This window comes from Acinetobacter sp. A22, assembly GCF_030913345.1.
Lineage (GTDB): Bacteria > Pseudomonadota > Gammaproteobacteria > Pseudomonadales > Moraxellaceae > Acinetobacter > Acinetobacter junii.
Genome location: NZ_CP133162.1, coordinates 196,443 through 211,159, shown reverse-complemented (window position 1 = coordinate 211,159; position 14,717 = coordinate 196,443). Strand labels below are relative to the sequence as shown.

The window sequence follows — 14,717 nt, the reverse complement described above, 5'->3', positions numbered from 1 at the left end:
CAGATTCTATCCTTAGTTTCGAGGAATAATTCCTAATTGACCAGTAATACGTCCACCCGTCAACACCATTTCACCTAAGCGTTGTGGCTGTGCTCCCACTGTTGGAGGATAAAGATTTATATCTCGAACTCTTAATACACCCGCAATCTTTTCAGCATTTGTTGCACTATTTGCTCCACCAGTTGCTCCAATACCTGTTGTTCCAGCTGGGTTGAAAGTTAGACCTGCTTTAAAGGAAACCATACCATCACAACCAGCTGTAGGACATGTCTCTCGAGTATCTGGTGAAATAATAATTGCATTATTAAATGCAACTTTACCATCGATATTATCGAAACCTACAGTAGAACCATCTAATGGATCACTTAACTGAATTGCGCTTTTCCCACCATCTTTTACAGCCTTAAGCTCTAACTCACCAACAACACTCAAGCGACTACCGTCAGTACTGGTATATTCACTATTTGGTATTAAAGAAAGATCTATTTTCTTACCATCTAAACGTAATTTAGTAGACAACAAAACATCATTATTATTTGAGAAGTCCGCTGATGAAGCTGATGCCGGTGTAGATGTCCCTTTATATAATGCTCCTGGTAAATATCCTCCTGCAATTTGTGCAGATAAGATAATCAAAATGTCTTTTAAGCTAGCATTAAAACTTCCATTTTCAAGCCCAACTGTTCCCGTACCGCGCAATAACATATCGATATTACGCAAACCAATATAGCGTACTGAGTTTGTATCTGCGTTATCTAATAACAAGATTGAAGTAGTCTTTTGCTTAGTAGTATCTGTACTTCCATTCATACCCGTAGTACTCATGGCAAGTGAAAAACCTAAACGCTCCGCACCAGCTACAACAGTATATCTTGTTCCACCTAAATCATAATAGTAAGCATCTGCTGGAGCAGTTGTACCATACATGGCTAAATTTGCATTTAAATCATAGAAAGGTAATGCTAAACCCCACGTATTACCTGTAGTATCATTGATTTTAGGAATCGTTGTACCTGTCGTTCTTGCACTATTGGTAAAACGACCGCTGCGTGAAAATGCCTGAAACTCTGCACCTCGTATAGCTGCCAGAAGCGCATAAGGATTTTGATCAGTCGTTCCATTATGAATATTTTGAACGTAATCAGCATCAGTGGTTAATGTTGTAGAACTAGAACCATTCCAATAACGACTTGTTTGCAATACTTTATTCGCTGGTAATAAAACAGTTTTTGTATCTACTAAATTTAGATAAACATTTCCTGTATCAAACGAACCTCTGTTTCTCAAATTCAAACCCGTTAATTCTCCGAATTCAAATCCGTAGGTATTAAACCCTGCGCCCCCTAGCTCCAATGTCGTCGCTTTTGTATTATCGCCTTGCAACATTGGATCATTCTTTTTAGTAAAGTCAGCTTTCATACGGAAAGCTATACCGGTATTACCAATAATATTTTGTGTTCCTGACGAACTAACCTCGTTATTCGCTTTACCTAAAATATTAGTATTATCAGGATTACCAAATTGGTTAGACGCTACATTATAAACAGGATCTGTTCGGGTAAATCCATCGTTGCTATTAGCATTTGTACCACGTATCTGTATAGAACCATTGACCATACGACCACTTGCACCTAATCGTATAAGTCCTTGAGCTTTTTCTGATGTAGCTTGACCATTTAAAGGGGTTTTAGTTCCATCTACAGAATAACGGTTATTTGGATTTACATTTTTATTCAGCATAAATTCTAAGTTTAAACCCGAATTACTCGCCGTAGAAGAATATGTATTTCCTGTAATTGTTCCAGAATTTGCAGGATCATTTACACGAGTAAAATCGACATAACCGTATGTTGTATTAGGCGTGGTACTTGTTGAAGTATTTACAGTACCATCTGCATTGTAATTAATAACTGCATCTGGTACTCCAGCTGCATTAGTTCGAACAATAAATCCTTCTGTACCATCAATGTACATTACGCCTTTAGCAAAAAAATTAAAATTAAAATTTTTCAGGATTAATTGATTGAGTGTTTGGCTTGGTGATAATCCAGTTGTTTGTCCAAGATAAATACTTGCATTTTTCGAAGCAAACGTTAATTCACTCTGACCAGTCTTACTAAATAGACCATCTCGAGTTTTAAAACTAATACTTGTATCTGAGTTAGTTTGTATCGCGATGTCCCCAACTGGACTGCCACAAGCTGTTGAGTCACAAACCTTAAACTTATTCATACTGATTAAAACAGGCGCAACTTTTAAATTGAAGTCTAATCCTGCCTTATTGGATTCACTACCAGTATTCATTTGGATATTGATATTAGGTCTTACTGTTGGTGATGAGCTATGCGATTGAATTTTGAAATTCTCAGCTTCAGCTCGTAAGGTGGTGTCAGTTGCTTTTCCTGCACTTCCACGTCCTGCATTATCTTGCCAAAAGAAAGTCCCTACATTCAACTCTTTAAAATCTAAATTAACATTTAACCCATCTTGTGCGTTAACGTCACGCATAGATGTATCATCTAATGCTTGTAAAGCATAAGTAGAGTTGCTAACTAATAAAATACTTACAGCTAGAGTATTAAGTACAAAATATCGTGTCTGTAGCTTCTGATTTTTCTTTTCCATTGTTCAATCCTTTGAATTCAATAAAATTTAACAACGAGCATTATTACTACATGCAAAAATTTGTACCTTACCATCTATTGCAAGATTGCCATTCATTTGTAAACCGATAAAACCTTTTTCTCGGCCAGTGTCATAATTATTTGCTGTTGTCACAGTAATAGGTGAAGAAGTCTCAATTACACCTGTACTTTGCGGAACTGCACTAAATGTTCCTGTTTTTAAGAATCCATAATCTTGCGGGTTAGTGCTTGTACCCTCTATCAGATTACCATTAGTATCATAATATGAAAGGACAGAGCCCGTATCTTGCTCAATTGATAATGCATTAAAGCCAAAATTACGAATTTGAATTGGCTTACTACTATCAAAAGTAAATTGCATAGCAGGCTTAATTACCGTACCAGTGCCAGTTTTTGGAAGGTATTGTAAATCAACTGCATCTAAGCCTAATTTCTGGATATTCAAAGTACCCTGCAATCCTTTGAAGACTACCCAAAGTTTACGTCCTTTATTATCTATACTAGGATCACTAGCTGCCATCGACCAAACTGGATCATTTGCTCCAGCTGAACCCTGTTGTACAAAGCGTTTATTTACAGAAATTGCTAACCGACAATACTCTAAGCGTGCTGGATCGCAGTTAAAAGTTGGTGTAATTCCTGCTAATAAATCGCTATCACTTAAGATATTATGGTTTAAGGAGAGTTTAAATGATAAATCTGCCCCACCCTGTCCTTGTATAGACTGAAGTGTTTGATTATCCAAAGCTTGTAATTCAGCATGAGATAAATTAGTTATAGATAATAGGAGTAAAATCGCTATTTTTTTCATCTTAATACTCCTATAGTCCTTTTGTGGTTAATTTCATATGTTGAATTAAAAGCCCATCAATTACTGCTGAACCATAGTTATTCATTGCCGAAGGGTTCACACCACCAGTTGGAACTGCTGGAGCAGGATCATTAGCGCTGCCATATAAAATTTTCTCTAAACCACCATTAACATTAAACCATCTTGCCTCATTATTACGTGTACCAAATGCCCATTGTCTATTTTCTGCTTTCGCCGCTGTAGATTTCAATATCGTTAATCGACTTAAACCTTTAACGCCTTCTCCTGATTGGCTTGTTCCAGCACACATACCATTTCCTGTCTCATCTGGCCCACACTCATCAAGACCTGCAATAAATCCACCTAGAGTTAAGTTATTTAAATCTGTTGCACTTGTGACGCTACCTTTTTGACCAACCACAGCGCTGCCACCATCTACAGGCGTGCCACCTAAACAATCAAATGCTGTAGTACAGTACCTTGCATATGTTCCATCAGTATTACCAAAAACTTTTGTACCATCTGCATTAACACTATCCAAATATATCCAATCCTCATAGTAACCTTGAGTTGTAAACCACCGGAACTCTTCTACTGTACTTGCCCATCCAGCCGTAATTGTATGCCCATCATAAGGATCGGTTACTGTGGAACCATCAGATAATAAACCACCTTGCGATCTCAAAACATAACGATCAGTCACTAAATAACTCGTATCAACACGTTGTCGACGCTGTTGATACTGCACCTCATTGTAAGTCTTTGTTCCAGATATTTCTGTTCTTGAAACAGGCTGACCAAAGAATACTCCCATTGACTCAACACCATCATAAGCCAACAACGTCTTTCCACCATCAGGGCTATAAGCTGTACCAATACTAATACTACTGTGTGTTGCTAATTTAGTTCCATTTGCCAAATTATAGTTTGTACGCGCAGAACCACCTTGGTAACCAGAGATGGTAGAATCACCACATTGGTAGACATTACAAGTCGAACCTAAATAACTAGTATCTAAGCCAGAATAGTCTGTGTAAATTTTCTTGTAAATTTCAGGTTTATTTGGAATACGTGCTATTTCTAAACTAAAATTTCGCCCATCAGAACCCAAAATTACAGGTTGATATAGACTTCCTAATACAAGGTTGATATTCGGATAATAGAGATACAATCCTTCATTAGCCTCAAATGTTGGTGCAACAGTTCCATTTAAAGCTGGTGTTGATAAATTTGATTGTACTGTTGGGTTAGCAGCAGATGTCGTTTCTTTTGTACTTATACGCAATACTTTGTCACCAGCTTGGAATCCAGTAGGTAAATTCCACGATGCACCTGATACAGTATCTTTGACCTTGCGATCTCTGAATCTGAATTGACAATTAGCATCACTAAAACTTATTGAAGCGTCACCACAACCTGTCGTTGCATTTCTCCAACCCGCTGTTGTAGAGTAGTTTGTACCACCATCTATACTATAGGTACGAGATGCTGTACCGGGATTGTAGACAGCCTTGAAGTTTTGACTGTCACCACTATTTATACGAAAAACACCTGAGACGCCTAAAGTGTTATTATAAAAGGCACTCATACCATTATTATTGCTCGAGCCACCTAAGGTTTGAAATATTTGCAAATTACTGCCATTTATTCCAAAACCATTCGCTATTGCTTGCAAACGTAAACGATTCGCTCGATCGCCAGCTGAAGCCTCATCAGCAGTTTGTGTGGAGCTAAATAATTCTCCGAGTTTAAATTGATCAGGATCACCTTCAGGTTTACTTTGATCCCGTACAAAAGCATCAACCCATAGTGCAAGCTTTAAATTATAGGCATCTACACCTGTTTTTGTCCCAGTTTCATATAATGGTGCTTCAAGGTTTAGATATGTAACCGTTCCGTTTGTACCAGAAAAATCAGGAACATTTGTTGCTGTTGCAGCTTTGAGCACCCAAGGGTTATTTGCTGTTCCCCAGCTTGCAATCTTGGAACCAAATCGGTTATTTGAGTCATTATCATTTTTGGATAAAGCCAAACCATACAAGTATAGATCTGCTTTACCAACAGAGTGATCAGCTGTAGTCACTGACCCATCGTTGTTCGTATCTTGAACCATAGAGGTTAAACCACCTACTGGAACATAATGGATATAGCCGGTATCTTTACTTCTATCAGTTAGAGATGTTTCATTACCTGCTTTATCTCCACGCAAGACAAAAGAAAAGTCTGTAGGTAAAATTGCAACACCTTCACCAGTCGTTTGGCTTAAAGCATCGTCAGAAATTTCCTCCAGTGCAAAAGCATATTTACTTAAACACAGACCAATCAACGTTGCTAGCACAGTTCGTTTGAATGATACCGTATAAAGTGTAGTCATCTTGACCTTCCTATTCCACGATGCTCCGCATCATCATTATTTTTCTCAATTTTTTTGAGTGATTTAACTGCTATACAAAGAGTACTTTCGAGCTTCACTCGAGATAAAGGGCAAATTTCACCCAAGCAATCTCAGTTTTATTATGCCGAATAATTACACAAAAGCAAAACAAAGCTGTCAAATGTTACATATTTCCGATAGATGAAAATACAACTAAAATCAGCTCACTTATCAACATACTAATTTTTAAAAGTATTCCCTACAGGTCTCAGATTCTCACATAAAAAGTGCTGCTTATCGTGTTAAAACATGTCTGCTATTGATTAGATCGTATACTTAACAAATATCTCAATATCATTCCTATCAATCGTTAATATTCTTAGATGGGAAAACCATCATAATTTTATTATTAATTTTTATAATTGAGACACAAAAAAACAAATAAAGTCATCATTGATAACAATAAATCGCCACTATCTTATTAAGTATTTTCTAACATCATTCAGAAATCTAAGAATAAAAAAAGCAGCATAAGCTGCTTAAATTTAAAATATTAAAAATCAACAGAACTTCAAGTTACCATAACAGTTTGGTGTAAAATATTGATTACCTAAAGTTAGACCGTTTACAGTCAAACCCAAATTAGATAATGCAAAGCCACCTGTTGCCCCCGTAGGTCCAATCTGAATACCTAATGCCTCATTACCACTAATCAATCCGGCTAAATCATTTGTTGATGGTGGGTTCTCTGCTAGGAAAGCATTTACTTGCTGAGCAATTTGTGGAAGAACACATTGTTGTGGTACCGCAGTTGTACCTTCACACAAATTAACTGGATTTGTTGGAACAATAGTTCCCAAATCAACACCATCTTTAACACTCAACCACCAACCTGGTGAAGTAATATCATCTAAAGGTTGGCCTGGCCATAGAAGATTTTGTGACTGTAAACTTAGAGATGCTCCAGAATTAAGAGGTAAAGAGTGAATCAAGCCTAATGGTTGATTAACAGTAACACTCGCAGTAATATTTTTCACTTTTGTATACAAGTTTACGTAATAACTACTACCCGCAACAACACAACCAACACCACTACAACTATCAACTCTAGCTCTTATAGAAGCTTTAACATTTGTATTGTCATTTGCCTGATTTGGATCATTAACACCCCCTTGTGTACCTACTGCAGAGATATTATTTGGATTCAAATAGACAATATTACCACCAGCTCCATCAGAAATTGTTGTACTTCCAATCGTATATGTTGGTTTCACAGGGAAAGTACTACCATTAGAAGACAGACCATAACTATTACATTGACTATTTCCACTACCACAGTTACTGTTATTGAAATCACGTCCCAAAACTAAATCTGGTAGTTGCACCACAGGATTGAGAGATAGAACCGTAGGCATACGATTACCTTTAATCGCAAATCCAGGAATTTCAAAACCAACATTTTTAAATCCTGGTACCCAAAATCCACCTTGATCTAAAGTGAATTTAGCAACCGTACCTAAAGGGGCATTTAATGAACCTGAAATTCGGTTATAAGGATGATCAGAAGCATCAAAATAACTTGGCGCAGTCTCAATTACACCTTTAATTTTACCAGAACTATCCGAGCGGACAGGTATATAACCAGATAAAGCATTAATACCATTTGGAACAGCAGAGTTTTCTGTTCCAATCGTTAATAATCCTTGTGCTTTTTCTGAACTGACACGAAAACCAACCATTTCTCGCGTAGCTGCAGAACCGGGATTTTTAATTGCAAACTCAATAAAAGGATTCGTTAATTTCGCAGAGCTTCCAACACGATTTGTACGGTTTTGATCACTGCCAGCATCTGTTGCTGGATTACCTGTAATGCCAGGGTTACCACTCAAACTCACATTATCTAAATCAATATCACAACCAGGCCCATTACGACCACCACAACCTAATTGTAATTTCTTAATATTCACATTAAGTTCTAGCTCAGCTTCCATGCCTAACTTATAAAACCCGACCGTTTGATCACCACCAGATCTAGCTCTTTCCAAGTTCGCAGCATCAGTAGGAGCAATATATGACAAACTCATTAATGCTTGACCAGTTGTAGCCGACATTTCAGTATCAGTTAAGCTTGTTAAAGTAGAAGTAGCATTAGTAGTATTCAAGCACAATCCGCCCAAAGCCAACAATGCCAAATGAAGAGACTTAAACTGTCGCATGAAACCGACCTCCATGTTCTAAACATCCGTATTTTTTTTATAGGTGTTATGCCAAACCACAACTCGGCTTTTAAATGAGCTTATAGTGATTCTGTACAAAAACAAACCAAATTATGTTCATTCTATCTTATTTTTATCAAAATACTAGCTTCATTCATCTGAACTATTTTTAACGATAAAGTATTTTGTAAGAAATGATATGTAGAAAAAAGCCCATCATGTTATAGATGGGCTAATTATTAGGTCTTAGGTAAAGTCACACCTGTCTGCCCTTGATATTTACCACCACGATCTTTATATGATGTTTCACATACTTCATCGCTTTCAAAGAAAAGCATTTGTGCGACACCCTCACCCGCATAGATACGCGCAGGTAAGTTTGTAGTATTGGAAAACTCTAAAGTAACGTGACCTTCCCACTCAGGCTCTAACGGCGTCACATTTACAATAATACCGCAACGCGCATAAGTCGACTTACCCAAACAAACAGTAAGTACATTTCGCGGGATACGGAAGTATTCAATGGTACGTGCTAAGGCAAATGAGTTTGGTGGGATGATACAAACGTCTGATTCAATGTCAATAAAGCTTTTATCGTCAAAGTTTTTAGGATCAACAATCGCTGAATGAACGTTGGTAAATACTTTGAATTCACGTGCGCATCGAACATCATAGCCATAGCTCGACACCCCATAAGAAATCAACTTTTCGCCATTTTCACCATAACGAACTTGATTCTCTGCATAAGGTTCAATCATGCCGTGTTTTTCGCTCATTTCACGAATCCAACGATCAGATTTTATTGCCATGACTTTTTTCCAAAATCTAAATTAATGATTGGCAGGTACTTTAACGTAAATCATCATTAATGAAAATAAGACTGCTATCCTGATAGGCAGAATAGCAGAGATACTTTATAAATTGATTAATGCAGAATAGCTGATCGGGATTGAAAAACTAATAAGCACGACGGATGCTGTGCGTTGTAATTTTGATTGTGAAAGCCATTTAACCTTATTGGTCGCCAACATTGCTCCAACAGATATCCAAAACAGAGCGATCGGCAAAATCAAACCAACAAAAACACTCATATGTACTAAGTAAATGTCTTGGTTCTTCCATGCAACTGCTGGAAAAATTGCAGAGGCAAACAACAAAGCTTTAGGATTTAAAAGCGTAGCAAACAATAATTCACGTGGGCGAATAGTTGGTTGATTTAATGCCACTTGTTGATTCGCTGTACGCCAAAGCTTAATCGCCAAATACAAAATATAGCCAGCGCTCATTAATTTTAAAAAGGTGGGAAGTAATGGTAAAGCTGTTGATACTTTGCCAATCAACATCCCCCAAGCTGTTATAGCAACGATATAACCCAATGCTTCAGCTGGAATAAGTAAAAGTGATTTGCGTACACCAACCTGAACACCAGATGATGCCAATAATGTGTTGGTTGGGCCAGGAGTAAATAATATGGTTATAACTAAACCAATGAAAAACCATGAAATCATTGAATGACCTCACTAAAGGATTCTCTGAGATTAATTCAATTACAATTTTATAGCAAAAAAATAACTGTAAGCACTTATAACGTTAATTTCACTACAATTATTTAACTATTTATTTTATTTCATCTTTATAAATTTCAAGTAGCTCACTACTGAACAGTCACCTAGATATCTATGTATATTTAAAGTACGATTACCGTGAATTTTTGAATAACATCTTACTGATTAGATTAAGATTTAGCATGAAATTTAAGCTAAGCCTAAGCAAAAAGTGGTATTTTATAATCAGTTGATCACACTATTTTCATTCTTCTACTCGCCAATATTTTATGCCTAAGCAATTTTTTCATAAGTGGCTTCCTTCATCAGAGAAAGTTGCTCAACTCAAGTTTATGCGCATTTTTGGGCAAAGTACCTTAAATCCTTTACTTTGGTATGTGAATCGTCACTCTATTGCCAAAGCGATGTTTATTGGTACCTTTTGGGGCATATTACCTGTACCTTTCCATAGTTTATTTATTATTCTGACAATCCTATGGTTTGAGGTTAATTTGCCGATCGGATTGTGTATGGCATGGCTGACAAATCCTCTCACTGTAGTTCCTATACTTTATTTAGGCTTTTGGTTTGGTACTAAGATTTATCATGTCAATATGATTGATCAAGAGATGTTATTGGGTGTGCTACATCAAATCATCAATTGGTTGAAGAACTTTGGACATGGACATATAGACTTGAGTCTGGCAAAAATCTTAATTTCAGGTTTAGTCATAGAAGCCATTCTGTTTGCTTTATTGTTTTATTGTGCAACTCACCTCTTATGGCGCTGGTTTGTTATAAAAAGTTGGAAAAATAGAATTCAAAATAATCAAGAAGAAATCATGTAGCTGATTTCTTCTAGGTCTTTAGTTTTTATCCAATTGTTTTTTCATGTATTGTTCAACCACATCAAGCACATAGTCCTGACATGCCTCACCCGTAGCAGGATTATATGCACCATTATTGGTAATATTATTAGATAAAATTCTTATACCTAAAAATGGAACATTAAACTGATGTGCAATCTGTGCGACGGAAGCTGCCTCGATCTCCTCTACAGAAGTTTGATAATTAGTATGGAAAAACTGGATTCGATCCAGCTCATTATTCCAAACATCTGCTGAACCAATCGTTCCCTCAACCACATTCCCTTTGCTATAAGAAGCTTTTGCTTTATGTGCAGCAATCAGTAACTGTTGATCACCTTCAAATTTGCGTATCGCAATCGGTTCAGGGTCAGACTCATCTTCTGGTAACACATCAAATGCCTCTGTCCATGCCAATGAGTTTGAACCGCCTCCTATCGGTAATCTTGGTGTTCTAAACGCACCAATATTTGTCGTGTATTTGCCTAATACAATATCAAACACGTTTAAAGCAGGATCATGCCCGCCTGATGTACCTTGGTTAATAATTGCAATGGGTTGATATCGCTCAATTGCAAGTGCTGTAGCTGCGGCAGAATTACTCATGCCCATACGTGTTTTGGACACGATCACTGGATAACCTTTATAAGTTCCTTTCCAAAACTTCCATCCACCCACTGTTTCAACACTGACGTTATCTAATTTTGATGCCATACGTTCAGATTCGACAGGTAAAGCACCTTGGATCACGATGGGTTGTAATTTAATTTGTGATTGCTCAGTCTCTTTTGGAGAATCTTAACCATTACAAGCACTCAGTAAAAATGCACTACACAATCCCAGAATACTTACAGCTCTTTTGATGGACTTCATATCATCACTCGAAAATAAAATAGTGATGAAGCAACTCCCATGCCATATTTTACCAAACGATATATTTAAAACATTAAACAAAGAAAAGCCCAACGAAATGTTGGGCCGAACTTAAAAATAACCATCAATTAGAAAATGCGCTTGTCATCTCTCTGACGTTTTGGAAGTTTTTCCATCTGTTTTAAGACACTTTCCGCAATATTGATATAGCTTTCAGAAGCGACATCTTGTGCGATGACACTTGGTTTACCATTATCGGCATTCTCTCGGATTTTTGCATCTAAAGGTAAACGACCTAGTAGAGGTATGTCATATTGTTCAGAAAGCTGATCACCACCACCCGTACCAAATATTTGTTCTTCATGTCCACAGTTAGAGCAGATATGGGTGGACATATTTTCAATCACACCCAATACAGGGATGTTCACTTTATTAAATAATTCAATCCCTTTTACCGCATCCATGAGCGCAACATTTTGCGGTGTGGTCACAATGACGGCACCTGTGACTGGAATACGCTGTGCCAACGTAAGTTGAATGTCTCCAGTGCCTGGTGGCATATCAATCACCAACACATCCAGATCAGGCCACAGAGTTTGATTAAATAACTGCATCAATGCGCCAGTGGCTTTAGGGCCACGCCATGCTACAGGAGTGTTATGCGCACCAATCAAATGACCGATTGAAATCACGGCCATACCATAAGCATCTAAAGGAACAAAATGTTCATTTTCAATCTGTGGTGTGCGACCAGCATTGCCCAACATAGTTGGAATACTTGGACCATAGATATCTGCATCCAACACCCCAACTTTTAAACCGAGTTTTTGCAATGCGAGCGCAAGATTCACAGTTGTGGTTGATTTACCTACACCACCTTTACCCGACGAAACCAAGATTACGTTTTGAATACGTGGATGTGGAGCAACATCTCGTTGTTGTGGCGCAGCTTTTTCAATCGGAGGATTATTTGGGTCTGCTTCAGCTTTCGGAGATGCATCCATGACTGGAGGAAGGTTGGTGTTTTGTGCTTTTGGTTTAGATGAACAACTATGTCCCGCTTCGCCATGGGCAGCGTGTTTCTGCTGAATAATATGCAGATTGAGTTCTTGGATACCACACTTTTCTAAGGCATCTGCAAGTTCATCATGGATTTGTTGTAAATGATCTTTTTCTTCAGGAAATGTATTGATCGTGAGCTGTAGGATGCGACCTTGAACATTGACTTGGCTGATACGATCTTTCAAGGCATTTTCAGAGTTTGGAAGAATATAATTCTGAAGGACTGTTTGGATTTCATCTTCCTTTACTTCTTGCGCAGGCGAAAAAACGGATTTTAAGGAAGAAAGCCACGACATTTTGTACTCCAAAAACTGATCATACTCACTGAATGTGGTTAGTTTAGCAGTATTGAAGATTCGACGCTCATATCAAAGACCGTAATTGCTCAATTTTATGTCGCAATTTATCTTTGTCTATCAGCGTCGATTGTTAAAGCTTTATCGTGATTAGCCTTTGAATTTATTGATCGTATCAGTGGCAGCTTTCTTTAAATCATCTAACTTGCTGCTAGCTTGAGCTTTCAGATCATCAAATTTTGCAGCTGCCTCATCTTTTAACTCAGCTGCTTTGGCTTTTGCATCTTCTAATTTATGCGTTGCCTCTTCTTTTAAGTGATCTAATTTCTCTTTGGCAGCATGTTGAGTATCCGCCAGTTTTTCTTTTAACTCATCTGCTTTAGCTGATAATGCAGCTTTACTTTCACCGTATTGATCGCTTGCATTGGTCTTTAAATCATCTAAAGCTTGCTCGCCTTTTTGCTTCAACTGATTGGCTTTATCTTTAGCTTGCTGTAAATCAGCTTTAGTTTGATCAATATCTTTCGCTGCGAAGTTTTTTACATCCGCCACAGTTTCCTGACCTTTTTGTTTGATATCACTTCTAAGCTCGCTGACTTTATCTTTAGCCTGCTGAAAGTCTGCTTTGGTTTGCTCTAAATCTTTTGCTGCGAACTGTTTTAACTGATCAATTTTGTCATTACTCATGTCTTGTTCCTCTTGTTATTTCGTAAAAGCTGTCGTTGATTTCTATTACAGTTATACAAGATTCTGCCTACACTTATCGTGTTTGCTGCAAATTGAAACAAATGGGATACAGGATGATTCAAATTTATTGCTGATTAATAACCATTTGAATTTTCATATATAAAAATCATATAAATGCATAACACAACTAAATTACTTGATACGATCAGACTGCTGAATCTCATACAATACATGCCAACTTAATGGATGATCTTGAACTAGAGCAGGATGTTGAAATTCTGCTAATTTCCTCATCCCTAAGCTTTGCATAAGCGCTTGCGAACGCAGATTTTCTAAAGTGGTAAAAGACACAACAGTTTCAAGCTGCAAATGATTAAAAGCAAAATCCAAGGCTGCATTTGCTGCTTCTTTTGCATAACCTTTGCCCCAAAATGCTTGATCTAAACGCCAGCCAATTTCAACACAGGGCGAAAATGAAAACTGTGTGGGTTGATCATGTAATCCTACCAAGCCTATCAATTGTTGAGTCTGTTTTAATTCTACTGCCCAAAAACCCCACCCCTGTTTTTCAATAATTTCCTTTAATTTATCTATATATACATCGCTTTCAGCGCGCGTTAAAACTTTTGGAAAATACCGCATAACCTCTGGATTAGCACTCATCTCTGCAAAAGGTAAATAATCGGTGTCTCGCCATTGGCGTAAAATCAGTCTTGATGTTTCGATCATTTTTAGAACCATTAAATTTGTATTAAAAACTATTCACAATATAGGGAATTAGATCAGATATACTTTTGCGCTATCGTGAAATTAACCTGACTTATAAAGCTTTATATATGAATGAAAATGAACTTTTAGAAATTCAAAATGAACTGCAAGCTCAACAAAAGCGCCTGAACTATATCCTTTCGAGTAAAAGAAGAATCCAAAGCATGATTGATTCTTTTGAAGGTGATTTGGCAGAACAATTACTTCCTGTCATTCATAATGAAAGCAACGATTATGGTGGAATCGCAACAAGTTTGGCACTTTCAATTTGTTGGAAATTTTCAAAAGTTGAATTTCCAAAGACCGTTCATTGGTGTGATAGTTTAGAAATTAATAGTCTTTCAATTAAAGATGAATTTACTTTTATTATTCAGGCACAAGCTTGGTTAGGTTTATCGGCAAATGCTGATAGTGCTCTTTGGCAAACGCCGATGTTTGCTGAGATTACGCTCGATCCGAAAACAGATGGCCTAAAGAGCTATCACATTCATTTCTTATCTAAAGGGAAAATCATCTCTTTAAGAAAGAATTCTAAGCAAAGTGTCACCGTTAAGCAGATGCAAAGTATGTAATCC

At 37.3% G+C, this 14,717-nt stretch carries 11 protein-coding genes and 1 pseudogene; 2 read left to right on the top strand and 10 right to left on the bottom strand.

The features are described 5' to 3' along the window. Positions 1-12 precede the first annotated feature (12 nt). The 6 genes from Q9Q86_RS01005 to Q9Q86_RS00980 form a co-directional block, all read right to left on the bottom strand. Complete coding sequence (locus Q9Q86_RS01005; RefSeq protein WP_112987331.1) at positions 13-2,625, bottom strand: DUF6160 family protein; 2,613 nt, start codon at positions 2,623-2,625, stop codon at positions 13-15. 27 nt (positions 2,626-2,652) lie between these two features. Beyond that, entirely contained in the window at positions 2,653-3,456 is an 804-nt protein-coding gene (locus tag Q9Q86_RS01000; protein WP_112987332.1) for a hypothetical protein, read from the bottom strand. A gap of 10 nt (positions 3,457-3,466) precedes the next feature. Beyond that, positions 3,467-5,830: a hypothetical protein gene (locus tag Q9Q86_RS00995; protein WP_112987333.1), complete on the bottom strand. Its 2,364-nt coding sequence runs from the start codon at positions 5,828-5,830 to the stop codon at positions 3,467-3,469. 560 nt (positions 5,831-6,390) lie between these two features. Next, positions 6,391-8,046 (bottom strand): hypothetical protein, encoded by a 1,656-nt coding sequence (locus tag Q9Q86_RS00990; protein ID WP_112987334.1) that lies wholly within the window; start codon positions 8,044-8,046, stop codon positions 6,391-6,393. Positions 8,047-8,285: 239 nt separating this feature from the next. Next, the gene (dcd, locus tag Q9Q86_RS00985; RefSeq protein WP_004914176.1) at positions 8,286-8,855 is read right to left on the bottom strand and encodes a dCTP deaminase; all 570 of its coding nucleotides are present in this window, start codon (positions 8,853-8,855) and stop codon (positions 8,286-8,288) included. Positions 8,856-8,960: 105 nt separating this feature from the next. Then, entirely contained in the window at positions 8,961-9,554 is a 594-nt protein-coding gene (locus tag Q9Q86_RS00980) for a LysE family translocator (protein ID WP_112987335.1), read from the bottom strand. A 326-nt stretch (positions 9,555-9,880) separates the two neighbouring features. Between Q9Q86_RS00980 and Q9Q86_RS00975 the strand changes: the two genes are divergently transcribed. Continuing rightward, on the top strand, positions 9,881-10,438 hold the full coding sequence (locus Q9Q86_RS00975) for a DUF2062 domain-containing protein (RefSeq protein ID WP_042891389.1): 558 nt from the start codon (positions 9,881-9,883) through the stop codon (positions 10,436-10,438). 18 nt (positions 10,439-10,456) lie between these two features. On the opposite strand, the pseudogene Q9Q86_RS00970 reads toward Q9Q86_RS00975, so the two are convergent. The 4 genes and pseudogenes from Q9Q86_RS00970 to Q9Q86_RS00955 all read right to left on the bottom strand — a co-directional run bounded on the left by Q9Q86_RS00970 (position 10,457) and on the right by Q9Q86_RS00955 (position 14,103). Next, positions 10,457-11,329 (bottom strand): annotated as a pseudogene (locus Q9Q86_RS00970) (5'-methylthioadenosine/S-adenosylhomocysteine nucleosidase). Between the two features lie 128 nt (positions 11,330-11,457). Continuing rightward, positions 11,458-12,687, bottom strand: coding sequence for an iron-sulfur cluster carrier protein ApbC (apbC, locus tag Q9Q86_RS00965; RefSeq protein ID WP_112987336.1), 1,230 nt, complete (start codon positions 12,685-12,687; stop codon positions 11,458-11,460). A gap of 150 nt (positions 12,688-12,837) precedes the next feature. After that, positions 12,838-13,374: a hypothetical protein gene (locus tag Q9Q86_RS00960; RefSeq protein WP_112987337.1), complete on the bottom strand. Its 537-nt coding sequence runs from the start codon at positions 13,372-13,374 to the stop codon at positions 12,838-12,840. Positions 13,375-13,566: 192 nt separating this feature from the next. Continuing rightward, positions 13,567-14,103 carry a GNAT family N-acetyltransferase gene (locus Q9Q86_RS00955; RefSeq protein ID WP_112987338.1) on the bottom strand — a complete coding sequence of 179 codons (537 nt, stop codon included), beginning with the start codon at positions 14,101-14,103 and terminating at the stop codon, positions 13,567-13,569. A gap of 107 nt (positions 14,104-14,210) precedes the next feature. Between Q9Q86_RS00955 and Q9Q86_RS00950 the strand changes: the two genes are divergently transcribed. Further along, a complete protein-coding gene (locus Q9Q86_RS00950; RefSeq protein ID WP_004952510.1) occupies positions 14,211-14,714 on the top strand; it encodes a hypothetical protein in 504 nt (167 codons plus the stop codon). Positions 14,715-14,717: the final 3 nt, after the last annotated feature.

Excerpts from the sequence above, each read along its gene's own strand:
- Q9Q86_RS00975 (WP_042891389.1), top strand. The coding sequence starts at position 9,881 with ATGCCTAAGCAATTTTTTCATAAGTGGCTTCCTTCATCAGAGAAAGTT.
- apbC (WP_112987336.1), bottom strand. The coding sequence starts at position 12,687 with ATGTCGTGGCTTTCTTCCTTAAAATCCGTTTTTTCGCCTGCGCAAGAA.
- Q9Q86_RS00950 (WP_004952510.1), top strand. The coding sequence starts at position 14,211 with ATGAATGAAAATGAACTTTTAGAAATTCAAAATGAACTGCAAGCTCAA.
- Q9Q86_RS00960 (WP_112987337.1), bottom strand. The coding sequence starts at position 13,374 with ATGAGTAATGACAAAATTGATCAGTTAAAACAGTTCGCAGCAAAAGAT.
- Q9Q86_RS01005 (WP_112987331.1), bottom strand. The coding sequence starts at position 2,625 with ATGGAAAAGAAAAATCAGAAGCTACAGACACGATATTTTGTACTTAAT.
- Q9Q86_RS01000 (WP_112987332.1), bottom strand. The coding sequence starts at position 3,456 with ATGAAAAAAATAGCGATTTTACTCCTATTATCTATAACTAATTTATCT.
- Q9Q86_RS00990 (WP_112987334.1), bottom strand. The coding sequence starts at position 8,046 with ATGCGACAGTTTAAGTCTCTTCATTTGGCATTGTTGGCTTTGGGCGGA.
- Q9Q86_RS00995 (WP_112987333.1), bottom strand. The coding sequence starts at position 5,830 with ATGACTACACTTTATACGGTATCATTCAAACGAACTGTGCTAGCAACG.
- Q9Q86_RS00980 (WP_112987335.1), bottom strand. The coding sequence starts at position 9,554 with ATGATTTCATGGTTTTTCATTGGTTTAGTTATAACCATATTATTTACT.
- dcd (WP_004914176.1), bottom strand. The coding sequence starts at position 8,855 with ATGGCAATAAAATCTGATCGTTGGATTCGTGAAATGAGCGAAAAACAC.
- Q9Q86_RS00955 (WP_112987338.1), bottom strand. The coding sequence starts at position 14,103 with ATGATCGAAACATCAAGACTGATTTTACGCCAATGGCGAGACACCGAT.